20 protein-coding genes are annotated in these 25,272 nt (G+C 35.4%); 6 read left to right on the top strand and 14 right to left on the bottom strand.

Annotated elements, in window-relative coordinates:
- Positions 1 to 47: 47 nt before the first annotated feature.
- The 8 genes from eno to radA form a co-directional block, all read right to left on the bottom strand.
- Positions 48 to 1,337, bottom strand: coding sequence for a phosphopyruvate hydratase (gene eno, locus FW778_RS11120; protein ID WP_150414782.1), 1,290 nt, complete (start codon positions 1,335 to 1,337; stop codon positions 48 to 50).
- 12 nt (positions 1,338 to 1,349) lie between these two features.
- Positions 1,350 to 2,273 (bottom strand): gliding motility-associated ABC transporter ATP-binding subunit GldA, encoded by a 924-nt coding sequence (gldA, locus tag FW778_RS11115; RefSeq protein ID WP_150414781.1) that lies wholly within the window; start codon positions 2,271 to 2,273, stop codon positions 1,350 to 1,352.
- Positions 2,274 to 2,373: 100 nt separating this feature from the next.
- Positions 2,374 to 3,621 (bottom strand): PSP1 domain-containing protein, encoded by a 1,248-nt coding sequence (locus tag FW778_RS11110; RefSeq protein WP_235906214.1) that lies wholly within the window; start codon positions 3,619 to 3,621, stop codon positions 2,374 to 2,376.
- A gap of 230 nt (positions 3,622 to 3,851) precedes the next feature.
- The gene (locus FW778_RS11105; RefSeq protein WP_150414779.1) at positions 3,852 to 5,072 is read right to left on the bottom strand and encodes a DNA polymerase III subunit; all 1,221 of its coding nucleotides are present in this window, start codon (positions 5,070 to 5,072) and stop codon (positions 3,852 to 3,854) included.
- A 106-nt stretch (positions 5,073 to 5,178) separates the two neighbouring features.
- A complete protein-coding gene (locus FW778_RS11100; RefSeq protein WP_150414778.1) occupies positions 5,179 to 5,730 on the bottom strand; it encodes a glutathione peroxidase in 552 nt (183 codons plus the stop codon).
- 72 nt (positions 5,731 to 5,802) lie between these two features.
- Positions 5,803 to 7,194 carry a choice-of-anchor Q domain-containing protein gene (locus FW778_RS11095; protein ID WP_150414777.1) on the bottom strand — a complete coding sequence of 464 codons (1,392 nt, stop codon included), beginning with the start codon at positions 7,192 to 7,194 and terminating at the stop codon, positions 5,803 to 5,805.
- A 31-nt stretch (positions 7,195 to 7,225) separates the two neighbouring features.
- Positions 7,226 to 7,927, bottom strand: a complete 702-nt coding sequence (locus FW778_RS11090) for a ComF family protein (RefSeq protein ID WP_150414776.1) — start codon at positions 7,925 to 7,927, stop codon at positions 7,226 to 7,228.
- Positions 7,928 to 7,944: 17 nt separating this feature from the next.
- Positions 7,945 to 9,318: a DNA repair protein RadA gene (radA, locus tag FW778_RS11085; protein WP_150414775.1), complete on the bottom strand. Its 1,374-nt coding sequence runs from the start codon at positions 9,316 to 9,318 to the stop codon at positions 7,945 to 7,947.
- Between the two features lie 572 nt (positions 9,319 to 9,890).
- Between radA and FW778_RS11080 the strand changes: the two genes are divergently transcribed.
- On the top strand, positions 9,891 to 10,178 hold the full coding sequence (locus FW778_RS11080; RefSeq protein WP_150414774.1) for a winged helix-turn-helix domain-containing protein: 288 nt from the start codon (positions 9,891 to 9,893) through the stop codon (positions 10,176 to 10,178).
- Between the two features lie 19 nt (positions 10,179 to 10,197).
- Here the strand turns inward: FW778_RS11080 and FW778_RS11075 are convergent, their stop codons facing one another.
- Entirely contained in the window at positions 10,198 to 12,306 is a 2,109-nt protein-coding gene (locus tag FW778_RS11075) for a T9SS type A sorting domain-containing protein (protein WP_235906213.1), read from the bottom strand.
- Between the two features lie 447 nt (positions 12,307 to 12,753).
- Between FW778_RS11075 and FW778_RS11070 the strand changes: the two genes are divergently transcribed.
- The 4 genes from FW778_RS11070 to FW778_RS11055 all read left to right on the top strand — a co-directional run bounded on the left by FW778_RS11070 (position 12,754) and on the right by FW778_RS11055 (position 16,231).
- Positions 12,754 to 13,689 (top strand): ABC transporter ATP-binding protein, encoded by a 936-nt coding sequence (locus FW778_RS11070; protein WP_150414772.1) that lies wholly within the window; start codon positions 12,754 to 12,756, stop codon positions 13,687 to 13,689.
- On the top strand, positions 13,667 to 14,548 hold the full coding sequence (locus FW778_RS11065; RefSeq protein WP_150414771.1) for an ABC transporter permease: 882 nt from the start codon (positions 13,667 to 13,669) through the stop codon (positions 14,546 to 14,548). The genes FW778_RS11070 and FW778_RS11065 overlap by 23 nt, the downstream gene beginning before the upstream one ends.
- A gap of 223 nt (positions 14,549 to 14,771) precedes the next feature.
- A complete protein-coding gene (locus FW778_RS11060) occupies positions 14,772 to 15,332 on the top strand; it encodes a hypothetical protein (protein ID WP_235906204.1) in 561 nt (186 codons plus the stop codon).
- 59 nt (positions 15,333 to 15,391) lie between these two features.
- Positions 15,392 to 16,231 (top strand): transketolase, encoded by an 840-nt coding sequence (locus FW778_RS11055; protein ID WP_150414769.1) that lies wholly within the window; start codon positions 15,392 to 15,394, stop codon positions 16,229 to 16,231.
- A gap of 23 nt (positions 16,232 to 16,254) precedes the next feature.
- On the opposite strand, the gene FW778_RS11050 is transcribed toward FW778_RS11055, so the two are convergent.
- Complete coding sequence (locus tag FW778_RS11050) at positions 16,255 to 17,475, bottom strand: FtsX-like permease family protein (protein ID WP_150414768.1); 1,221 nt, start codon at positions 17,473 to 17,475, stop codon at positions 16,255 to 16,257.
- Positions 17,476 to 17,523: 48 nt separating this feature from the next.
- The gene (rbfA, locus tag FW778_RS11045; protein WP_150414767.1) at positions 17,524 to 17,895 is read right to left on the bottom strand and encodes a 30S ribosome-binding factor RbfA; all 372 of its coding nucleotides are present in this window, start codon (positions 17,893 to 17,895) and stop codon (positions 17,524 to 17,526) included.
- Positions 17,896 to 17,971: 76 nt separating this feature from the next.
- Here rbfA and FW778_RS11040 point away from each other — a divergent pair, with 76 nt between their 5' ends.
- On the top strand, positions 17,972 to 19,798 hold the full coding sequence (locus tag FW778_RS11040) for an ABC transporter ATP-binding protein (RefSeq protein WP_150414766.1): 1,827 nt from the start codon (positions 17,972 to 17,974) through the stop codon (positions 19,796 to 19,798).
- Positions 19,799 to 19,926: 128 nt separating this feature from the next.
- Here the strand turns inward: FW778_RS11040 and FW778_RS11035 are convergent, their stop codons facing one another.
- From FW778_RS11035 to ileS, 3 genes are all read right to left on the bottom strand, one after another.
- Positions 19,927 to 20,274, bottom strand: a complete 348-nt coding sequence (locus tag FW778_RS11035) for a VOC family protein (protein WP_150414765.1) — start codon at positions 20,272 to 20,274, stop codon at positions 19,927 to 19,929.
- 68 nt (positions 20,275 to 20,342) lie between these two features.
- A complete protein-coding gene (locus tag FW778_RS11030) occupies positions 20,343 to 21,320 on the bottom strand; it encodes a TraR/DksA family transcriptional regulator (RefSeq protein WP_150414764.1) in 978 nt (325 codons plus the stop codon).
- Positions 21,321 to 21,322: 2 nt separating this feature from the next.
- Entirely contained in the window at positions 21,323 to 24,970 is a 3,648-nt protein-coding gene (gene ileS / locus FW778_RS11025; protein ID WP_150414763.1) for an isoleucine--tRNA ligase, read from the bottom strand.
- Between the last annotated feature and the right edge of the window lie 302 nt (positions 24,971 to 25,272).

Below are 25,272 nucleotides of genomic sequence, written 5' to 3'. Positions count from 1 at the left end.
TTAAATCATTCAGTTTCAATTTATATTCTTGAAACGATGTGAATAATTTATTTACCAAATTTAATTTTTCCTTTTGGAAAAACAGCACTGTCTCCTAAAATTTCTTCTATCCTAAGCAGTTGATTGTATTTTGCAATACGATCTGTACGACTTGCAGAGCCTGTTTTTATTTGCCCGCAATTTAAAGCCACAGCAAGGTCCGCAATAGTGGTATCTTCTGTTTCACCGCTTCTGTGACTCATTATAGTATTATATCCATTATTCTGAGCAAGCGAAACTGCGTTTATAGTCTCCGTTAGTGATCCAATCTGGTTTACTTTTACCAGGAGGCCATTGGCAGTATTTTCATCAATACCTTTCTGAAGCCTTTTCACATTGGTAACAAAAAGATCATCACCAACCAGTTGAATTTTTTTACCTAATCGATCTGTCATTAATTTCCATCCGCTCCAATCATCTTCAGCCATACCATCCTCAATTGAAATAATAGGATATTGTTTGACCCAGCTTTCCCAAAAGTCTACCATTTTTTCACTGCTCAATTTTTTACCATCACTTTTATGAAAATGATATACTTTTTCTTTGGTATCGTACATTTCGCTTACAGCAGGATCCATAGCTATTGATACCTGTGAACCTGTTTTATAACCTGCTTTATCTATTGCAGTAAGTACTGTTTCTATTGCTTCTTCATTACTTTGAATGTTAGGAGCGAAGCCACCTTCATCACCAACATTAGTGCTGTAACCGTTCTTTTTCAATACTGCTTTCAATGCATGAAAAATTTCAACGCCCCATTGTAATGCTTCGCTGAAAGAAGATGCGCCCACGGGCATTACCATAAATTCCTGGAAGTCTATTTTATTATCAGCATGTGCACCACCATTCAAAATATTCATCATTGGAATGGGAAGAATTTTTGCGTTGGTTCCACCTATATATCTGTATAGCGGAAGATTTGCTTCCAAAGCCGCTGCTTTGGCAACAGCAAGACTAACGGCCAGAATTGCATTGGCACCGAGAGAACTTTTATTTTCTGTTCCGTCGAGAGCCAGCATAGCTGCATCGATACCGGTTTGATCCGCAACGTCCCAGCCGGTAAGTTTTTCTGCTATTAAAGTATTTACATTTTTTACAGCATTCAAAACTCCTTTGCCGCCATAAACTTTTTTATCTTCATCTCTTAATTCTACCGCTTCGTGTACGCCTGTGCTTGCACCCGATGGAACTGCAGCTCTTCCTAAAAATTCATTCTCCGTAAGAATATCCACTTCTACTGTTGGATTTCCACGGCTGTCTAATATTTGACGTGCTTGTATGTTTGCAATGTAGCTCATAACTGTTTTTTATTAATTGTTTTGAATATTACCTGTCAAATTTCTAAATACATCTTCAAGACTTTTTGTTTCGCTTCGCAATGAAAGTATATTTAAATTATTTTCCAGGCTGAGTTTAAGAATTTGTTTTTTTATATTTTCAGGATCTGAAGTTTGAAGTTTATAGATGAAAGGTGTTTCTTCTTCAATCTTTTGCACTTCACTTATATTTAATAAAATTTGCGCATCAACATTTTTAGAAAATTGTACAACTACAACATGATAAGTGTTATTGGCAAGTTGAAGATTTGATAAAGTATCATCTGCGACGATATTTCCTTTATTAATTATTATAACCCTGTCGCAAATGCTTTCTACTTCCTGCAAAATGTGCGATGAAAATAGTACTGTTTTATCTTTACCAAGATTTTTAATTACCTGCCTTATTTCTATTATCTGGTTAGGGTCTAAGCCACTAGTAGGTTCATCCAGGATAAGAACGGCGGGATTGTGAATTAGTGCAGCGGCAAGTCCTACTCTTTGTTTATAACCCTTACTTAATTGACCTGTTTTTTTATTACTCTCAACACGAAGACCGGTTAAATCAATTACTTCTTCAATTCTTTTTTTTACGCCTTTTTTTATTTGGTGTATTTCTGCGATGAAACCCAAATATTCACGCACATACATCTCATAATATAACGGGTTGCCTTCAGGCAAATAACCAATTTGTTTTTTTGCTTCGAGCGAATTTGTATTTACATCAATCCCGTTTACCAATACACTTCCTGAGTCGGCCCTCAGATAACCTGTTACAATTTTCATTGTGGTGGATTTGCCAGCTCCGTTGGGCCCCAGAAACCCAACTATTTCGTTGTTTGCTGCGCTAAATGAAATATTGTCAATTGCTTTTTGAGTGCCAAAATTTTTTGTAAGATTAGTAATTGAAATTGACATGCGACAAAATAATAAAGAAATATTATTTAAAAAAAACCGGTGCAAAAGTACAATAAGTATTCTTTTTAAAATCTCGGTATGAAATTTTGAATTTTACTTATTACCTGTTTTTCTTTCGCGGAGGCCGGTTGTTTCTATTATTCGGTCGCGGGTTATTTTGATTAACGTTTGGAGCATTTTGTTGTTGAGGTTTTTTAGCCATATTGGCCTTCCTGCTGTTGTCACTATCTCTTCGCCTGCGGCTGTTTTTTTCGAGCGACTTTAAACTGATGTGCCCAACAACATCAACAAATGCCGGTTCTGCTTCTTTAGTTTTGCCACTCACAATCTCAACGGTTTCCAAAGCTTCCGGCTTTATGCCTTGTCTGTTTTGCTCCTTTATTTTTTTTACGCTTTCAATTGAAAGGGGATAATGTCGTGTACTGTCGTGCATTGAATACCACATCAGGTTTCTGAAAATATCTTTCTTTATTAAGAAAGCACGACCCTTTGCCACCTCTATTACTTCGGCATCATCCGGAAAATGTTGTAATGCATCGAGATAAGTATCCAATTCATAATTGAGGCAGCATTTTAATCTTCCACATTGGCCGCTAAGTTTTGTTTGATTTATACTAAGGTTTTGATAACGTGCCGCATTTGTATTAACGCTTTTAAAATCGGTAAGCCAGGTACTGCAACACAATTCTCTTCCGCAACTACCAATCCCACCCACTTTTCCTGCTTCCTGCCGTGCACCAATTTGCTTCATTTCTACTTTTACCTTAAACTCAGATGCATATATTTTTATGAGTTCGCGAAAATCAACACGGTCATCAGCAATATAAAAAAATGTTGCTTTCCTGCCGTCGGCCTGTATCTCAACCTCAGCCATTTTAAGATCAACTTTTAATTGCCTTGCGATTGCCCTACTTCGTATCAACACTTCATGCTCACGGGCCTTGGTTTCTTTCCATTTATTGATATCGTTATCCGTAGCAAGACGTAATATTTTTTTAAATTCGGAAGTATCTTCTTTTAAACTATGTTTTTTAAGCTGAAGACGAACCAACTCCCCTGTAAGACTTACCGTTCCAACATCGAAACCGCTTACGCCTTCTACCGAAATAATGTCACCTTTTTCAAAAATCTGTAACGAATTATTTCTGTAATAATCTTTCCTGCTTCCCTGGTTGAATGAAACCTCCACAATGCGACAACTACTTTCGGGATCACTGAATGGAAGATTTGCCAACCAATCATGAACATTCATACGGTTACATCCGCCGGTACTACATCCGCCATTACTTTTGCAACCGTTAGGTTTACCCGTACTACAACTAGTGCAACTCATATATAATTGCTTCAAAAAAAGTGATAAATAAATAAAAAAAGAAAAGGTGCAATCGTGCAGATGAAGTTTACAACTTTGGTAGCATTAAATTCTATACAATTTTACTTTTAAAAGAGAAATACCTCCTATTTGATTTTGCAAAACTATAAAAGACTGTTTTAAAACCAGTAATAAACAAAATGCCTATAGCTGAAAGTTGATTCTAAAAATTTTTTTCTAAAACATCTGCAAAAATTCCATCTTCCTCAATCCATCAAAATTAATGAATTATCCTTAATAATGTGGTACATCCGTATTGAGAGCGCATGGAACAACATTTTCGCATGGGCATTTCGTTCGATATAAAAAATTGCTTTGTCCAATTCGTTTATGATAGCTTCCGCGGCTTCAACACTGCACATCTTATTAAGCCTCAAAGCAAAGTCAATTTCATTTGCGGGTATTTGCAAATTAATATTATCTCCATTGGGGGAATATACGAAGCGTAGCCTTAATGCCTGGCCCAACAAATGAATAAAATAACGAATAAATTGTTTTTGTTTTTCGCGCCCCATTTGGCTTATTTCATCAATCCATTTAAGCTGAGCCGATGTATTTCTTTTTAAAGTGACGTTGAGCCATTCTCTTAAAAGGCTTTCCCAGTTATGATCAGCATTCTGGAGCATTTGTAATGCTTCGCGATAATTTCCTTCACTTACCGCAGCAACCTGGGCAGCACGCTCAATTGTGGAGTTCGCCTGCTGAATTAATGCTTCTTCAATTTCATCATTATCAAGCAAAGGAATTTTTATCAATTGCGTTCTTGATAAAATGGTAGGTAAAATCGCATTTTCATCTTGCGCTACGAAAATAAAAAGTGTATCTGGTGGCGGCTCTTCTATAAGTTTGAGAAGTTTATTACCTGAATTGCCCAGGAATTCAGGCATCCACATTATCAAAATTTTATAATTGCTTTCAAAAGTTTTAAGGCTGAGTTTATGATTTACCTGGTTACATTCCTCAGCAGTTATATTGCCCTGTTTATTTTCTGCTCCTAAAAACTGCAGCCAATCGTACACATTTCCATAAGGATAAGTAGCAATAAATTCACGCCATTCATTTATATAATCATCACTGACGGTGGGCGTACCCGATTTCTTTGGGATTGCGGGGAACGAAAAATGGATATCAGGGTGAATAAATAGTTGTGCTTTAATACAGGAAGGACATTCGCCGCATGAGTCCAATGCTTCTAATTTTTCAGGAAGAGGAATATTGTTTTCTTCTCCAAATAAACCCTGCTGAGCAGGCGCATCATTCTTTGCGGAGGTGCAAACGATATATTGCGCAAAAGCCAACGCCATTGGCAGAGCACCGCTACCTTCTTTACCTAAAAATAATAAAGCATGGCTCAACCTGTTTTGTTGAACAAGGTCGATTAAATGTTTTTTGGTAGGCTTTTGGCCAATAACATTTTCAAACTGCATAATGATTACCGGGAAATAGAATCTATAAATATTGAATCACGAATTAACATACTCTTTATCAATTCGTGTCTAAGCCAGATTGTTTATCGGGACTTATAATAAAAAATCATTTTAAATATTTGACAATATCGTCACTCATTGGTGCAACATTACTATCAAATTTTGCAATCAGGTTGCCGTTCTCATCCAACAAAAATTTAGTGAAATTCCATTTGATGTCTGCATCCATTACGCCATTTTCTGATTTATTGGTAAGCCATTTATAGATCGGTGCAATATCATCTCCTTTTACAGAAACTTTAGCTGCCATAGGAAAAGTAACTCCATAATTTTTTGTGCAAAATGCTTTTATTTCGTCGTTGGTACCTGGTTCCTGGCTACCAAAATTGTTTGCAGGAAACCCAACAATTACCAATTTATCCTTGTATTTTTCATACAATTTTTCCAAATATTCATACTGGGGAGTGAAGCCACATTTAGATGCAGTGTTAACTATCAATATTTTTTTTCCTTTGAATTGTGAAAAGTCAATAGTGCCACCGCTTAATCCATCCACTTTAAAATCATAAATAGATGACTTGATGAATGGAGCGTGCTTAGGTGGTAAAATAAAAGATGCCAGCGCTAAAGATGCCAGGGCAATAAATATTTTTTTCATTTTCTTTTTTTGTAAAGATAGCAATTCATGAAATGATTAGCCTTGTTCAATTACCCGGCAATATGAGGGTTTTTATTTTTCATAACATCCAATGTCGGGTTTAGCATCTCTTATCACGTCGTCAAGATCTTTAGGAAATGAGGTAGATGTACCCGCATTAATAGCCGGTGAATAATCTTTTAAGTGAAAATCATAATAATTGTGTGACACATCAATACTATCGAACGAAGGATCAGTATTTTTTATAGATTGAGCGTCAAAATTACCATTGCTTACATTATCCTTCGCTTTATAAAGAACATGATTAAAGCTGGCCAGGAATGAAACACTTCCTTCTTTATCCAGGATAATTTCGTTATCTACATTTCCATTATCTCCCCAAAAAATACAATTTTGAAATATCGCATTGAGTGGCCGTGTGAATGTTGCGCCGTTTTGCTTCGCAGCGTTTGAAGCCTGTAAAACGGGGGCTTTATGCGTGATTAAAAAATTGTTATAAGACACAACGGTGCAATGGACAAAACGGTAATCGCCGCCAAGTTGCAACAAGATGTTGCTGCCACAATTACTAATTAAACAATTGTCAGCATAGATATTTGTATTGACGCCAAGTACGCCCGCATCATAAATATTATCAATAATACATTGCGATATGGTGAGTTTTGGATTAGCATTTACAGAAAGGCCCTGGGCTATAATTCCCTGGTAGGCATTTTTAATAACTGCATGCTTTAAAAAATTATCCTTACTGCTGCTGCTAAAGAAAATACCGGGCCAGCTTGCTGGTAAATCTTTATAATCAGAATCCATTCGGTCGCCATTAAATACAACGCTATCCTGTTTTGTACCATTAACAATTAAAGTGCCGTCAACTAAAAATGGAGCACTGGCATGTAAATAGATTTTTGTTCCTCGCTGCACAGTAAGTGTGGAATTAGAATCAATTAAAATACCCCCAATAATTACATAAGGAAGCGTTTTATCCCACGTTACATTCCCGGTTAGCTTTACGCTGTTCAAAAAGATTGCGTTTTGCCCATAAGCCTGTAATTGTACAAATTTTTGGTTGCCATTATAACTAATCAAAATACTATCGCGAAGAAGAAATGGAAGATTATTGGCATTTGGGTTTACATTCACCTGGACAAAAACATAAATGCTATCATTAGCGTTCATTTCTATATTGTCTACTTCAGTTGCAGCAGTGCCATCAACATTTATTTTGAAAACAGAAGAAGCGCCTCCAGCTAATTTTACTTGTGATAAACGAAGTTTTTGATTGTTATTATTAAAGATTTTAAAACTTTGGGTAACAGAGCCAACCAAGGTAAAAACGGTATCATACTTTAACGTGTCTACGCTTGTTGATAAATTAGCTTGTGGGCTTTTTATAAAAGATTCTTTCTTGCAGGAAATAATTATCGCGGTCAGAATAAAAAAGAATACATATTTTATAAAACTCATTTACCAAAAATATGTTTAATTAAGTAATGGTTTATTGTTTTGAAATAGCTAATGAAGCAATACTTAACCGGGCTCCTTCTATTTTTAAGATTTCTCGGCCACATGCTTCAATAGTTGCGCCGGTGGTAATAACGTCATCGACTAATAAAATATGTTTCCCTTTCAACATTTCAGGATCAATAACCGAAAAACTTTTCTCGACATTTTCCCATCTTTGAATTCTTCCTTTTTTAGTTTGAGTTTCGGTATATATTGTTCTGGTTACATTTTTTGTTATAACCGGAATGTTCATTATTTCATTTACGCCCGAGCAAAGTATTGAAGATTGATTAAAGCCTCTTTTAAATTCTTTTTCAGTAAACAGGGGTAATGGTACCAGGTAGTCAATGTTAGCAAAGCGATTACTGTTAAGCATGCTCTTGCCCATTATTTTACCAAGATATAACCCAATATTTTTATTCCCCCTGTATTTAAATTCGTGAATACAATTTTGTATAATGGAATCTTTGGAAAAATAAAACTCACTCATACCAGCAGTGATTGGCAGTCGCCCCCAAAAAATTTTTTCTAAAGGATTATTGGCATGTAAAGCAAAACCGGTATGTGGTAAATAATTAATACATTCAAGGCATAAAAAATTGTCTTTTTCTATAATATCACTTCCACAACCAATGCAATTGTGCGGATAAAAAAAATGAACTAAAGGAGATAATATAGTTGATTTTAGATTCAATGTTTATTGTTTTAAAACTAAAATAGGTATTTGTACAATTCTTCCACTTTGCCTAATGCTACAACCTCAATACTAAATTTACTTTTACCTAAGCCCTTGGTATTATATTTACTTACAACTATTTTTTCGAAACCCAATTTTTCAGCTTCGGCAATTCTTTGTTCAATACGGTTAACCGCTCTTATTTCTCCACTCAATCCCACTTCGCCTGCAAAACAAATGTGTAACGGAAGTGCCACATCTTCATAAGAAGAAAGTAATGCACTTAATACTGCAAGATCAATGGAAGGATCTTCAACCTTTAAGCCGCCCGCAATATTTATAAAAACATCTTTTACTCCAAAATGAAATCCGCCTCTCTTCTCCAAAACTGCTAATAACAATTGCAGCCTTCGTAAATCAAAACCTGTATTGGTTCGTTGCGGAGTGCCATACACACTTTGTGTTACCAATGCCTGGACTTCTATCAACAATGGTCTTATGCCTTCCATTGTTGCGGCAATTGCAACACCGCTTAATTGTTCTTCCCTTTGCGTAATTAATATTTCTGATGGATTACTTACCTGCCTCATTCCTTCCCCCGTCATTTCATAAATCCCCAATTCTGATGACGAACCAAAACGATTTTTAAGCGTGCGCAAAATACGATATGCATAATTGCGGTCTCCTTCAAATTGCAATACGGTATCAACCATGTGCTCCAGAATTTTTGGGCCTGCAATGCTTCCATCTTTAGTAATGTGACCAATCAGGAAAACAGGCGTATTGGTTTCTTTTGCGAAGCGTTGAAACTCGGCGGCACTTTCTCTGATTTGAGAAACACTACCCGGTGTAGATTCAACATAAGGTGATTGTAACGTTTGAATGGAATCTATAATTACAAGTTCTGGCCGTAGCTTTTTTATTTCCTGGAAAATGGTTTGCGTATTAGTTTCAGTAAGCAGGAAAAATTTTTCATTTTCAATTTTCAATCTATCTGCACGCATCTTAATTTGCTGTTCACTTTCTTCACCACTTATATATAATGTAACAACATTTTTCAATTGCAATGCATCCTGGAGAAACAATGTTGATTTACCAATGCCAGGTTCTCCCGCAATCAATACAATGCTTCCGGTAACAATTCCACCACCTAATACACGATTCAACTCCGCATCAGCAGTAAGAATTCTTTTTTCTTCGCTGCTTGAAACATCTTGTAAAGAAATTGTTTTAACACCATTACTTAATCCTGAAAATTCTTTCCATTCAGTTTGCTTCTTATCTGTGCCTCTCACAATTACTTCTTCAACAAAAGTATTCCATTGTTCACATGAAGGACATTTACCTAACCACTTCGCACTTTCCTGTCCGCAATTGCTGCAAAAAAAAGCTGTCTTTGTTTTACTCATTCAATAAATTAATGAGCAATGAAATTAAACAAACATTATCACAGGAAATAAAATGACAGCGTAATATGAAGAAGGAAATTGATTATTACTTAACCGATAACTTTTTGTAAAGAAAAGTAAAAGAGCCGGTATTACTACCAGCTCTTTGTACTTACTAACCCATTAAATTCTATTGCTAAATTACAAATTGCAGGCACATAAACAAATTAATTTTAGGTGATGTTAATAAATTCCAATGAGCGGCTAATTTTTCATTAAACCCCTTATTTTATTAATATATATTGATTATCATCAGTTTAGAACGATATCCGTTTTTGGCCATTTAACTAATAAATGCCTTCCAGTGATGGAATTTGGTTTATAAAATAAACTACTTTATTATTGTGACAAATTTACAATAATGTTTTGGGTAAATGCACAAATAAAAATTTCAGGAAGAATTTTAGACAAATGACGGCAAAAAGAGGATGCATTTGATCCCATCAATCTTAAGAAAGCTCAAAATATTTGTTTAAATAGGATGGTTGTAATTGATTTGGTGATAGATTAATTTTTTACAGTAATATAGTAAAATGGAGTTTAAAGAACTTGATCCCATATTACATTCGCAGTTACGACTTGCTATTATGTCGTTTCTTATAAGTGTAAAAGAAGCGGAGTTTACTTTTTTGAAAGAAAAGACAAACGCAACGGCAGGGAATTTAAGTGTGCAAATCAATAAGCTAAAAGATGCCGGTTATATTGATATTATAAAACAGTTCAATAATAATTATCCGCAAACAATTTGTAAAATTAATAACAAGGGAGTTGAAGCCTTTGAAAATTATGTGAAAGCGTTGCAGAGCTATATGACTTTATAAATAATATTTTATACCTGATTTATTGCTTTGTAATTTTTTTAGTGAACCTTTCTGTTGCTGAAATAAATTGGATAAAATAATTTCCCGGGGGCAAATCAGATAATTCATCAATAGCGATGTAATTAACCCCATTATTCATTTTAATGCCCTTCGTAATTACTTCGCTGCCTTGTAGATTAATTATTTTGGCTGTAACATTTTCATTTTTATTCCATGTTATTTTTATATTTATACTACTGGTAAAAGGGTTTGGCGAGATAATTAACTGCCTGGTTTCATCAGTAATTTTTACCGGCAAAACTTTTGAATAAGAACTCTTCCAGTCATTATCTATTTGATCTATTCTATAATAAATGATGGGGCACCCGGCAGAAGATACATCATCTATAAAGGAGTAAGAGTGAATGGACGAAGTTGTTCCGGCTCCCGGAACTTCGGCGACATAGTTAAAAATATTTCCGTCGAAGCTTCTTACAATTTTATATTTACTGCAATTAATTTCCATTGAAGTTTTCCAGTCGAGTTTTACTTTTTTATCCTGTAAAGGCGAGACCGTAAATGAAACCATCGTTACGGGTAATGGGCCATTCTCAGGCCCGTTGTCAGGGTTGATTATCGCAGTACCATCATCAACAAAATTTACATTGGCATCGGATAACGCCTTTATTCTTGCAATGTTCATTATCGGAGGAATCTGTTTGCCGGTTCCCGGGTCGTTAACGGTTACTTTAAACTGAACTTCATAAGTTTCATATGGCGCTAAAGTACCGCCATTACTGCTTGTAGCTGCTGTTCCAATTCTAAACTGTATAGTTTTAATTGATCCATTTTCAATATATTCAGCAATATCGTCTCCTGAAATATCTGTTTGAATTCCGGTTGTAACTCCGGGAGAACTTATTATTTTCAATGAATTTGGAACGTAGGTAACAGTAGCAGGTAACGTGTCCGTAATTACAACTGAATTAGCATTTCCTGGTCCGCTATTTTCTCCTTTAAGCGTGTACGTTAGTACTTCATTCAGGTTGGCAAAATGATTATTGTTGGCATCACTTACCGTATTATCGATATTGATCGTTGGGTCTTTCATTCTTATAATAAACGAAAAAAGCCCGGGAAAATATTTATCAGAGGTTGTTCCAAATTCCAACGTTATTGAACCGGCATTAGGGAAAATTCCATAGCCGGTTCCCATATCAAACTGGTCAATGTCCAATCCCATTTGGTTAGTATAATTTGGATTTTTTGAAGATACATGCAGTCCGTTATCAGTAATAGTTCCGTTCCACAAATTATCTACAGGATTTGTCGTGTTAGAAAACAGGTTACCATTTATTTTCAAATAATCACCAGCCAAATTCGCATCGCCTTCCCATGCAAGCACACCCATTTTAGCATCACCTGCTGCAAGTTGACCGGACGGTACATTTAGCCCGGTTAAAGTAACTGAATTGGAAAGCGGGTTGCCATTATTATATACTTGCTGAAACCCATCATATATTCTTATACTATTATAATTTACTGCATCGTTTTCATATACAACAACAATGCACCATCCGCCGTTATTACCGCCATTGTCAATTGCTCCTGTACTAAGAGGAGCGTTGCCCACCTCATAAGTTCCGGCACCGCTATTTTTTACGAAATCAGTAATATCGGCATAAGCCTGGTATTGCGAGTAACCGGATACGATAGTAATCTTCTCAATTCCTAATGCGGTTATATTTGAATAAGGTACTGAAGTGCCTTTTCTTAGTTTAATAGTTTGATTTGCGTAAGCTGTTAAGTCAAAATCTGAATTCCTGATGCGCCCTCCCCAATATAAACGGGCCAGTTTAATTTTATTATTTCCCGCCGGAAGAATTAGATCTGCTGATGAAGAATTAACAGTAACACTTCCATACCCGCCGGTACTTCCATCTATATCGACATCTTTCATATTTTCATTATCATTACCATATATACTATTTCCATCGACATTGTTGTCATTCATTTTTATTGTATTGATGGTATCATTATTAATGACCTGCAACAACGTATTTCCAAATATTGCGGTGCCACCTTTTATATTATCTGAATATACAAGAGTATAATTCCGTGCTTGTGCGTGTACGATTGCAGAGGTCATTATTAAATAGACAGCTATAAGCAGTAACCTGCTTTTATATTTTTGTAATGATATCGAAAAAGTTAAAAAGTCCATAAGAATAGCTTCAGCGTTAATCAGGACATCGGTGGTTTGGGTACCATGAAATCTTCACGATCTGATTTCTTCATGAATACCTGGAAAGTTTAAAAAAGCTTTATTAAATAAGCGAAACATGCATCCAAAAAACAAATAAAATTTAAGGAGAATTGGTATGGCTTAATTAGCCATTATTAATGCAAATGAAAATGTAAGCATTTGAATTTCTAAAGATATTGCAAAGAATTGGTCTTATGGGAGAGTAATTCTTAAGAGTTGGAGCTACAAAATTAGATACGATTCTTGTAAATCAAAACATTTTGCAAAAAACTTTGAAAGAAAAGAACTTAATAGCGTGTCTTGTGTTGTTGTAGATACCTTTACTGAAGGATGAAAACAATAATAGAAGTAGCCAATCTTACAAAAAAATTTAAAGATATTACGGCTGTGTCGGGTCTTTCGTTTACCGTTAATGAAGGCGATGTATATGGATTTTTAGGACAAAATGGTGCAGGAAAGTCAACAACTATAAGAATGTTGCTTACGCTTATCCGGCCAACATCAGGAAGCATTTCTATTTTTAATAAAGATTTAGTTACCCATCGTGAAGAAATTTTAAGACAAACAGGTGCCATTATAGAAAAGCCTGACCTTTATAATTTTCTAACGGCTAATGAAAATGTTGCTTTTCTCTCAAAGCTTTCCGGAAAATCCGTTTCCCGAAAAGAGGTACTGGAAATTCTTAAAATGGTCGGCTTATCTGAAAGAGCTACCAGCAAAGTGAAAACTTTTTCACAAGGAATGAAACAGCGTTTAGGCATTGCCGTTGCTCTTATTCATGATCCATCTCTTATTATTCTTGATGAGCCCACAAACGGGCTGGATCCGCAGGGAATTGCAGATACCCGGGAACTTATAAAAAATTTGAGTTGCCAGCATGGAAAAACTGTAGTGGTTTCTTCGCATTTACTTTCAGAAATAGAGCTAATTGCCAACAGGCTTCTTATCATTCATAATGGAAAAAAGATAGTGGAAGGCACAACGAAAGAATTATTAGATCCATCTAAAACCATTGTAGAAATAGACACAACTGATAACATTGCCGCAAGAGAAATTTTATTACAAAGTGAATTTAATACTGCCGTTAAAAAATTAAAAGAGGAAAAGATAATTCTTCAAATGGATAGAAATATTATTCCTTCTTTAATAAATTTTCTTGTAAAAAATAATATCGGTATTCTTTCTGCAGAAACAAGGCACTCTCTTGAAGATTATTTTTTATCAATAACAAATCCTGGTACAAATGTGGAACCTGCTACAATTTGAGCTATTTAAAACTTTTAAGAAACCCCGTACTTATATTGCATTTGCTGCGATTGCCGCTATTGTATTTCTGATACAGGTTGCCCTGCTCATTAATGGTAAAGAATATGTGCAGTTTATTTTAAGCAGCGTCGATGAAACTTTAATTATACCCTATGCGAAAGTTACTAACGGTTATTGGGTATGCTTCGTTATACTTAATCTTTTATTAATTCATGTTCCGATATTGGTGGCGCTGGTTTCAGGAGATATAATTGCAGGTGAAGCAAATGCCGGAACGCTTAGACTATTACTTACAAAGCCTGTGAGCCGAACTAAACTTATGATAGTAAAATTTACAGCTTGTGTAATTTATACCCTGATCTTATTGATCTGGATGGCATTTTTAGCTTTACTAGTAAGTATACTTTTATTTGGAACTAACGATTTAGTTGTTGCAAAAGAATTTGAATTGGTGCAAATAGAAAAAGCTGATATACTCTGGCGATATTTTGCAGCGTTTGGTTTTGCGGCTGTCGCACTAGTTGTAGTTGCGGCATTATCTTTTTTTCTTTCTTCCATATCGGGTAATTCAATAGGGCCAATAGTAGCAACGGTTTCAATTATTATAGTATTAACAATACTTAGTGAAATGCGTATCCCTATTTATGATAATACTGTAAAGCCTTATATTTTTACGACCCACATGCTCGGATGGAAAGGATTTTTTTACATCAGCTCAAATACCGATGGACAAACCATCCCGGGGTCGATTAGTAATTTACCCGCAATTTTAAAAAGTCTTTTTATCCTTATCGCATACATAATAATTTTTACGGGTAGCGCCATCTTTATTTTTAGCCGAAAGGATATTTTAAGCTAAAGACAAGTAATGTTTTGATAATAATTTCTATAAATACTCGCCTCAAATAATGCATGAATATCTTTGATAAACCGTAACCATTTTTCACTATGAAAATTTTTGCAATTCTTTTTTATTCTTTTCGTCAACAATCAATAATGTATTTACGCAGGATGCTGATGGGCTACTTCAAAAGGTAAGAGATAAATTAAACCTGGTAAATAATTATGAAGCAAATGCCATCATGAAAACTGATGTTTCATTTTTAAAAGTGCCAAAGGCGAACGTCACCGTTTATTTTGAGAAGCCAGATAAATTAAAAATCAAAAATGAAAAAGGAATTTCATTTGTTCCAAAAGGAGCGGTAAGCATCAATTTGAATAACATCATTTCAGGAAATAAATTTACGGTTATAGACGCTGGCAATTCAATGGTGGGTGCGAAAGAAGTAAAAATTTTAAAATTGCTTCCCGAAGATGACAACAACAATGTAATTTTTTTAACTATTTATGTTGATGAAAAAAATGAAGTAATAGTAAAAGCTAAAACTACTACCAAAGACAATGGAACCTACGAACTGGATATGAAATACGGGCGGTATTTGGAATATGGTTTGCCGGATGACGTTGTTTTTATTTTTAATGCAAAGGATTATAAAATGCCTAAAGGCATAACTTTTGATTATGATGAAGCTTCGATAAATAATAAAACAGCAGATAAAAATAACGACAAGCAAGGCCGGATAGAAATTATTTATTCATCTTACATAATCAATAAAGGAGTAAGTGATGAAGTATTTAAATAAACTGAGCTTTGCAGCCTGTAAAATTTAATGTACGTTCGCATAAAATAATTCAATAAAAAATGGAAATTAAGGAATTGAAAGATATGGCTGCACAAATAAGAAGAGACATTGTGCGTATGGTTTATAATGCTCAAAGTGGCCACCCCGGCGGATCTCTTGGTTGTGCCGATTTTTTTGCGGCGTTATATTTTAAGATAATGGATCGTAAAGAAGGTTTTGACATGAACGGAAAAGATGAGGATATATTTTTTCTTTCAAACGGGCACATTTCGCCAGTTTGGTATAGTGCATTGGCACATGCCGGTTATTTTCCTGTAAAAGAACTAGATACTTATCGCAAGATAGATTCACGAGTTCAGGGACATCCTGCAACTGCAGAGCATTTACCCGGAATCCGCGTAGCTTCCGGATCATTAGGACAGGGAATGAGCGTTGCGATAGGAGCTGCGTCGGCAAAGAAATTAAATAAAGACAAGCATATCGTTTATTCATTGCATGGCGATGGAGAGTTGGACGAAGGACAAAACTGGGAAGCTATAATGTATGCTGCAATGCATAAGGTTGATAATTTAATTGCAACAATCGATCGTAATCACCAACAGATTGATGGCACTACGGAGGATGTAATGGGATTATCAAACCTTAAAGATAAATTTCTTGCCTTTAACTGGGAGGTGCTTGAAATGGATGGAAATAATATTGAAGAGGTGATTGCCACCTTGCAAAAAGCCAAAACGCTTACGGGCAAAGGAAAACCAATAGTGATTATTATGCATACTGTTATGGGTAAAGGTGTTGATTTTATGGAAAACAATCATGAATGGCACGGTACGGCACCCAATGCCGAACAGTTTAAAAAAGCAATGGAAGAACTTCCTGAAACTTTAGGAGACTATTAAAGCAATGCACGTCTTACATTGCTTTACGCTTTCAAATTAAATAGCTGCTCTGAAGCTTTTTTTGCAGGAAACCACGAAGTTCCAAAGGCAATAATCAGCGCTGTAAGCGTTACCAGAATAAAATCGGTTATTACAAGCTTTACAGGAAAATAATCTATCAAAAAAGAAGTGCCCACCAGTTTTATTATTTTAAATTTTACCTGCAGATAACAAATAATCAATGCCAGTACAATACCCGTAGCAGCGCCGGTAACTGCCAGCAAAAGGCCTTCAGTTAAAAATATTTTTTTAATTAAATATTTATCTGCGCCAAGAGATTGAAGCACACTTATGTCTTTTCTTTTTTCAAGAACCAGCATCGTCAATGCACCAATCATATTGAAGGCAGCTATAATTAAAATGAGTGTGAGCACTGCATAAATAACCCATTTTTCCAAACGCATAGAACGATATAAACTGGCATTTTGCTCATATTTTGTAAGCACTTTATATTTAGCGCCAAGAATTTTTTGTAAGCTTTCTGTAAACGTAGTTGTCTGCGCAGGATCTATTAAAGAGATCTCAAACGCACTATATTCATCCGGCGCATAATTCATTTGCTGCTTTACAAAACCAATGTTTGTTATTACATATTTGTTATCAAAATCCTGTTGAATAGCGAAGCTCCCTGATGTGGTAGCATTGCCTTCGCTTAATGCCGCCAGTGGATTTGAATTTGATTCTGCAGTTTTTTTGGGAAGGAAAACGGTAACGGGTAAAAGATTTTTATCTGATTCTACTCCAATTGCATTTTCAATACCTGAACCAAGAACAAGCTTTGGCTTGTCGATGGTACCAGGGTCAAAAACACCACGAAACATATTTTTAGGTACGCCGGAAACTTGTGAATAATTTGGGTCTACCCCTTTCAGTAATACTACAGTTTGCTGCTCGCCATTTTGCAGTAATGCTTTTTCTTCAGCAATAAGAGAAGTGCCCTTTACTCCATTCATTTTCCTGATAGAATTTATTTGCTCCGGAGTCAACGTTATAGTCTTACCCCTGGCGGGAAGCACTTTTAAATCAGAATAAAAATTGGAATATAATGATTGAACCAATCCTTCGAAACCATTGAAAACACTCAACACCAGCACCTGGCACATCGTTGAAAATGCAATAACACCGACAGTTACCCAAGAGATAATATTAATAGCATTGGTGCTTTTTTTTGCTTTAAAGTACCGCCATGCAAATTTTAAATACAAGGTTAATGGGTTAATTAGTTAATTGGGATGATTGCGCGTTGGTGCTGCTTATTGTTTATTGCCTTCATCTTCGTTCTTTATTTCATCAAGCAATTTTTCAATTTTAAAAACATAATCCAATGTATCATCAATATAAAAAGTAAGCTGTGGAATGCTTCGCAATTGATGTCGCACCCTTTTGCCTAAATCACCTCTTATTTCACTACTCCTTTCTTTTATTTTTTCCAACGCTGCTTCATTATCTTTTACCTGGAAAAAGCTTAGGTAGATTCTTGCTTCAAAAAGATCCGGCGTAATTTTTACCGACGCTATAGATACCATTCCTCCTTCAAGCATGTTCAGTCCCATTCTCAAAAAAATCTCATTTAACTCTTTTAGAATAACTCCTGCAACCTGCTTTTGTCTTTTGCCTTCTGTCATTGTATATTGTTATTAATCTTTGTAAAATTAGTTACTTTGCTTCTATTACTATTAATAAGTCATTTCAATATACTTCATGAAGAGTTTACGTGTTATTTTCCGGTATGTATCAAAATACCCTAAATTAATTTTTGAATACTTTAGTTTCAACGTTCTTTCCAATTTATTTTCTGTAATCTCATTGGGGCTATTGAGCCCTTTTCTTTTGCTTATTTTTAAAAAGAATGATACACTTTCAGCCGTTAGCAGTGGTCCAGGTTTTTTGGCGAAATTAAACCCCGTTAATTTTTTAAAAGTTTGGTTATCGGACATGATAAAAACCCCTGGTGGTGATGTAAAAGCACTTGCGATCATCTGTCTCCTGGTTTTGTTTGCAATCATGCTTAAAAATATTTTTTTGTTCCTCTCCATATATTTCATCACTCCAATAAGAAATGCAGTTATAAACGATATGCGCAGCCGGATGTTTAAAAAAATTCTCGTGCTTCCAATTGGTTATTTCAACGATCAAAAAAAAGGAGATATAATGAGTCGGATGACCAATGACCTTGTAGATGTGGAAACCTCCGTTATGAATTTACTGGAAACACTTTTCAGGGAGCCGGTTACCATTCTTTTCTTTTTTCTTTATATGATTATTTTAAGCCCGCAGCTTACACTTTTTCTACTTCTTTTTCTTCCTGTTTCCGGATTTATAATTGGAAGAATTGGCCGTTCTTTAAAAAAACAGAGCACCGGCGTACAGGAAAAATTGGGCGCCATACTTTCTACTATCGATGAAACGTTGGGCGGCATCCGTATTATAAAAGCATTTAATGCGGAAAAAAGACAATACAACAAGCTAATAACTCAAAATGAAGAATTATTTATAATTAAGAACAAGGCTAATGTTAAACGTGATTCTGCGTCGCCAGTGAGTGAAGTGCTTGGCGTGTTTGCGATTGTTTGCGTGCTTTGGTTTGGCGGACGGCTGGTGTTGGGAAATTCATTTCTGAATCCTGGCGATTTCATTACGTATATTATTATTTTTTCGCAGCTTATACAGCCACTGAAAAATCTTTCTTCTGCCTCTTATAATATTAGAAAAGGCTCAGCAAGTATTGAACGTATCGAGCATATTATTGATGAAGACGTTTCCATAAAAGAAGTTGCTAATCCCATACAAATGGAAGAGTTTAAAAGCAGCATAGAATTTAAACATGTATCATTTTATTATGATGATAAGATGGTTTTAGAAGATATAAATCTTACAATTGAAAAAGGTAAAAGTGTGGCGATTGTTGGTTCATCCGGTGCCGGTAAAAGTACATTAGTCGACCTGGTTCCCCGGTTTCATGATGTAAGCAAAGGGGAGTTATTAATTGATGGAATAGATATCAAAAATTATTCATTGGAATCTATTCGTAACCACATGGGAATTGTTACGCAGGAAGCCATATTATTTAATGACACTATTGCCAATAACATTGCATTGGGAATGAGCGACGCAACTCCTGGGCAAATTGAACATGCCGCAAAAATTGCCAATGCCAATAAATTTATTTTGCAAAAAGAAAATGGTTATGATACCAATATTGGCGAAAGGGGAAATAAACTGAGTGGTGGAGAGAAGCAACGAACAACTATTGCAAGAGCGGTATTAAGAAATCCCCCAATTTTAATATTAGATGAAGCAACTTCATCGTTGGATACTGAAAGCGAAAGACTGGTGCAGGATGCAATTAATAACCTGATGAGCAACCGCACAAGTATTGTAATAGCCCACAGGTTAAGTACCGTTCGGCATGCTGATGAAATTATAGTTTTAAACAAAGGTAAAATTGTTGAAAGAGGTACCCACATGAGTTTGATGGCTGCCGATGGCTTTTACAAAAGACTGGTGAACATGCAGGAAGTGAAGTAAATTTTAGAAAGAAGAGCTTGTTATTGAAACTTATGGTAAATGCAGAATTTGTAAATTCATGCAACGATGGAGGCATTTAACTGAGCCATTGCATTGAATAAAGAAAGCCTTGAACTATTAATTACCGATTATTTTTCTTGAATTAGACCGATGTGATTCCCGAATGGATCTTCTACAACTGCGACAGAGATTCCACCGCCAACTTCTTGGATTTCGTTTATAGTTTTTGCCCCGTTAATATTTAAATTTTCCAAGGAGACTTTTATGTCGTCAACCTGCCAATAAGCTACTGAATGTTCTCCTTTCTGTATGTCATTTAAATTGGGATCAAGACCCAGCTCGTACCCGGCGATATCAAAGCCTACATAAAAACTTTCATCAAAATAGGGCGAAATACCTGTGATTTTTTTATACCATTCCTTCGCTTTATCAAGATTATCTACGTGGTAAATTATGGTTCTTAATTTTTTGAGCATACCTAAAATTAAAAAAAACAAAAAAAAGGAACGACTTTCATCGCTCCTTTTAAAAAAAATTTGATTGATTATTTTGCTATCCCCATTTTTGCCTCAATAGATAAAGTAGCATGAGGAACTGCTCTTAAACGTGCTTTGTCAATTAATTTTCCGGTTACCCGGCAAATGCCATAGGTTTTATTTTCAATTCGCATCATGGCTTTTTCAAGATGATCAATAAATGTAATCTGGCGGCTTGCCATCTGGCTCAATTGTTCCCTTTCCATACTCAGGCTTCCATCTTCCATTGTCATGTAACGGTTGTCCGTATCATCACCACCCATTTCATCTTTACGGGTTATAAGCCCTTGTAAATAACCCAATTCTTTCTTAGCTGTTTCCAGCTTTCGCGAAATAAGTTCTCTAAATTCATTCAATTCAGCATCGCTATAACGCATCGATGGTCCATTATTTTCTTCGGGCGCGTGGTCAAGAACTGATTTTACAAATTGTGGCTCATACTTGCGTGATTTTTCGGTGTTTGTTTTAGGCATTACAAAAGGCTTTTCCGGTTTTTTAGATTCATTATTTTTCACAGCATTCTTTAAAGCTTTTTTAAGCTCTTTTTTATGATCATTTATATTAACAACAGGAGCTTTCGCAACGGCTTTTTCAACAGGCTTTTGTAGGCCGGTTTTTGTTTTATTGGCTTTTACTTGGGTCTTTAAAGGCACAGCAACTTTCGCTTTTTTGGGCAGCGCTGCTGCTTTCTTAGCAACGATTTTCTTGTTAGGCAATTTTTTAGGTACTGCTTTTTTTACAGCTGACTTAGCAGGTTTTTTAGCCAGTGAAGATTTATTAATAGGTTTAACAACTTTTTTAGTGGCAGTCTTTGGTTTAGGTGACTGCTTTTTAGCTGTAACAGTTTTCTTTGCCAAATGTTTTTTCTCAGGCGATTTTTTAGAAGTAATGACCTTCTTAACAGCAGATACTGACTTTTTAACGGCAGGTTTATTTGCGGTTGCCTTTTTTACAACCTGTGTGCCCTTTTTTTTCTGAGTAGCCATACTTACTTTGCTTTTTTTGTTACTGTTACTGTTAAAGAGTGATTGTTAACATCAATAGTGATGCCATCAACTAATTTTGGAACAAATTCTAATTTATCTGCCAAAATTTCGGCGCAAATATATGTATTAAATTCATTAATTGGAAGCATTGCAACCTCATCATTAACAAGATTTACAACAATTTTGTCAGTTAAATCAAAGTTTTTTTCTTTACGCAAAGTTTGGATACGGTTAATGAATTCGCGAGCAAAACCTTCATTTTTAAGGTTTTCGGTTAATATAATATCTAATGCAACTGTCAGATTGCCCTTCACGGCAACTTCAAATCCAGGAATCTCATTAGTCGAAACTTCAATATCTTCTGCTGTTATTATGATAGGAGACTCTTTTTTCTGTTCATAATCAGTATTTAAGATGAAATCTCCCTGCAGCACTCTTGTAATATCATCATCACCAAGCTGCTGAATTTTTTCGGCAGCCCATTTCATTTTAGCTCCTAATTTTTTGCCAAGCGTTTTATAATTGGCTTTAGCCTTTTTCTTAATAAAATTATTATTTGCCTGCAGAATATCAACTTCCTTAATATTAGTTTCAGATTTGATGATATCTTCCACCATTTTTATTTTTTGGGCAAATGAGTCATCAATAGCAGGAATGATTACTTTTTGAAGAGGTTGCCTTACTTTAATTCCGATTTGGCCGCCCGGTAAATTCACTTTTTTCCGCAACGATAAAATGAGGGATGAAATATCCTGCGCTAATTGCATGCGTTCTTCCAGTTCCATGTCGATAAGACCGCTATCAGTTGTAGGGAAATCGGTATGATGCACCGATTCCTGAGATAACTTTTTAGTTACCGTATTAAGATTTGTAAAAAGCCAATCAGCAAAAAACGGGGCAATAGGAGCGATAAGCATACTTAAAGCCTGCAGGCATTCATAAAGAGTTTGATAAGCACAAATTTTATCATTTTCGTACTCGCCCTTCCAGAACCTTCTGCGGGATAACCGAACATACCAGTTACTTAAATGTTCATCAAGAAAATATTCAATTGCCCTTCCTGCTTGTGTAGGTTCATAGTCATCTAAGTTTTTGGTTACTGATTCAATAAGAGAATTTAACGATGATATTATCCATTGGTCAATTTCGGGGCGTTCTTTTACCGGGATGTATTTTTCTTTAAAAGTAAAACCATCTACATTGGCGTACAAAGCAAAAAACTGGTAAGTGTTATATAACGTTCCGAAAAACTTACGCTGAACTTCTTTAATACCTTCCAGGTCGAATTTTAAACTGTCCCATGGGGAAGCATTTGTAATAAGATACCACCTTGTAGCATCGGGCCCGAATATTTCAAGAGTTTCAAACGGATCAACAATGTTGCCGAGTCGCTTACTCATTTTAACGCCATTCTTATCAAGTACCAAACCATTACTTACAACAGTTTTGTAAGCTACACTGTCAAATAACAAAGCTGCTAAAACATGTAACGTATAAAACCACCCTCTTGTTTGGTCAACACCTTCGGCAATAAAATCTGCGGGAAAATTTTTCTTAAATTCTTCCTGGTTTTCAAAGGGGAAATGCCATTGAGCATAAGGCATGGCGCCACTGTCGAACCATACGTCAATGAGATCTGGTACTCTAACTAAAATTTCTCCATCATGATTACTAAAAATAATATTGTCAATAGTAGGTTTATGTAAATCGATATTTTCTAAATCATTTTCTGTGATCCTTGCCAAGAATTCTTTTAAATGGTGAGATTTCAGATTAGCATCAACTAAATTTTCAAGAGTAATCTTTTGATTGGATTCTATTAAATTATATAGTTCTTTTGTGTAAACGTATGTATAAGGGTCTGTCTTCTCAAAATCATAATTTTCCTGCCATTTATCTAAAATGGATTTGAGTAAATTGGAATCATTATTAATCTTTTGAATGTTTACAAAGAAGCCATTAAATATTTGAGATTTATTTTCAATTTCTCTAGTGCACTCTATAAATTCTTGTTTAGATCCTATACAGATTTCGTATGACGGTATTTTTATACTATCAATTTTGGGTTGATTTAACCTTGAATAATGATTAGTATCATCTCGAGTTCTCCATACAGGTAATGGCGTTCCCCAGAAACGACTGCGGCTTAAATTCCAATCCACCATATTCTCCAGCCAATTACCGAATCTACCGGTACCCGTAGACGCAGGTTTCCAGTTAATGGTATTATTTAATTCAATCATCCTTTCCTTTGCTGCCGTGGTTTTTATGAACCATGCGTCGAGTGGATAATAAATTATTGGCTTATCAGTTCTCCAGCAATGAGGATAATTATGCTCATATTTTTCGACTTTAAAAGCACGGTTTTCTTTTTTTAACTTAACTGAAATATCTACGTTTACATCAGTGTAATTTGGGTCGTCTTTATAATTTTTTACAAAGCGGCCACTGAACTCGCCAACTCCGTCAACAAATTTTCCTTCCTTATCTACCAGCGTTAAAATACCGAGATTATTTTTCTTGCCGGCTTTAAAGTCATCGGCCCCAAACGCAGGCGCAGTATGAACGATACCAGTTCCATCTTCGGTGGTAACAAAATCTCCGGTTACTACCTTAAATGGTTGTGCCCCGGGAGTTATTTCCCGGATTTTTTCTAAAGTATTTGCTTCCCCGGGTAGTAGTTGTTCGTAAGTTAACCCTTCAAGTTCTTTGCCTTTAAACTCTTTTAATATTTTCCAGGGAATAAGCTTAGCAGTTTCATCGTAAGAGCTAAAATCTCCATTTTCATTTTCTGTTTTAAAATATTTATTGATAAGTGCTTTAGCTAATATTACGTTTACCGGAAGATGTGTATATGGATTGAAAGTTTTTATTAAAACATAATCAATATTTGTTCCGACCGTTAGGCCAAGATTGGAAGGCAAGGTCCATGGAGTTGTTGTCCATGCTAAAAAGAAAATATTTTCATCAGCATTTTCAATTTTTAATCTGTCGTTTTTAGTTGCCTTAAACATCGCGACCACACTCGTATCTTTCACATCCTTGTAAGTTCCCGGCTGGTTGAGTTCATGAGAACTTAAGCCAGTGCCTGCAGCAGGCGAGTAAGGCTGGATGCTAACGCTTTCATATAAAAATCCTTTTTTATACAATTCTTTTAAGCACCACCAAAGCGATTCAATATAATTATTTTCAAAAGTGATATAGGGGTGATCGAGGTCAACCCAATAACCCATTTTTTGAGTTAACTCATCCCATTTATCTTTAAATTTTAAGACTTCGCGGCGGCAGGTGGCGTTATATTCTTCAACGGTTATTTTTTTACCAATGTCTTCTTTTGTAATTCCTAATAATTTTTCAACTCCCAGTTCCACTGGCAATCCGTGGGTATCCCAACCGCCTTTACGTTTTACCTGGAAACCCCTCATGGTCTTATAACGGCACACCAAATCCTTTAAGGTTCTTGAAATTACATGATGAATGCCGGGCATGCCGTTGGCGCTTGGCGGACCTTCATAAAAAACGAAAGTAGGCTTGCCTTCACGATTAGTGATGCTTCTTTCAAAAGTGTTATCTTTTTCCCAAGCGTCCAGCACATCTCCTGCTATTTGTGTTAAATTCAGTTGAATATATTCCTGGTATTTACTCTTCATTTTTCTAACCTTTCTTGAATTTAAAAAGATGGCAAAGGTAAGAAATTACCGGCCCATAATAATTCGCTATGAAGTGATATTTCTATTAAGAAATTCATTTTTGTGTAATATGATACACAAAAGTGATTATAACTATATTGAATAAAAATTGAATTCTGAAAAACTGGTAAGTTAAAGTACGGCTCTGAAAGCTAAACATATTCATTGATTTATCGCGGGCAATTGTTAAGATACACTACCTTATAATCCGTTTGGCATAGTATTAGACCAACCATGTTTGCTATACACAAAAATTATATTCT

The organism is Ginsengibacter hankyongi (assembly GCF_008710285.1).
In the GTDB taxonomy this organism is placed as follows: Bacteria; Bacteroidota; Bacteroidia; order Chitinophagales; family Chitinophagaceae; genus Ginsengibacter; species Ginsengibacter hankyongi.
Note: the sequence above shows the minus strand (reverse complement) of the source record. Positions and strands in the feature narration are given on the sequence as shown.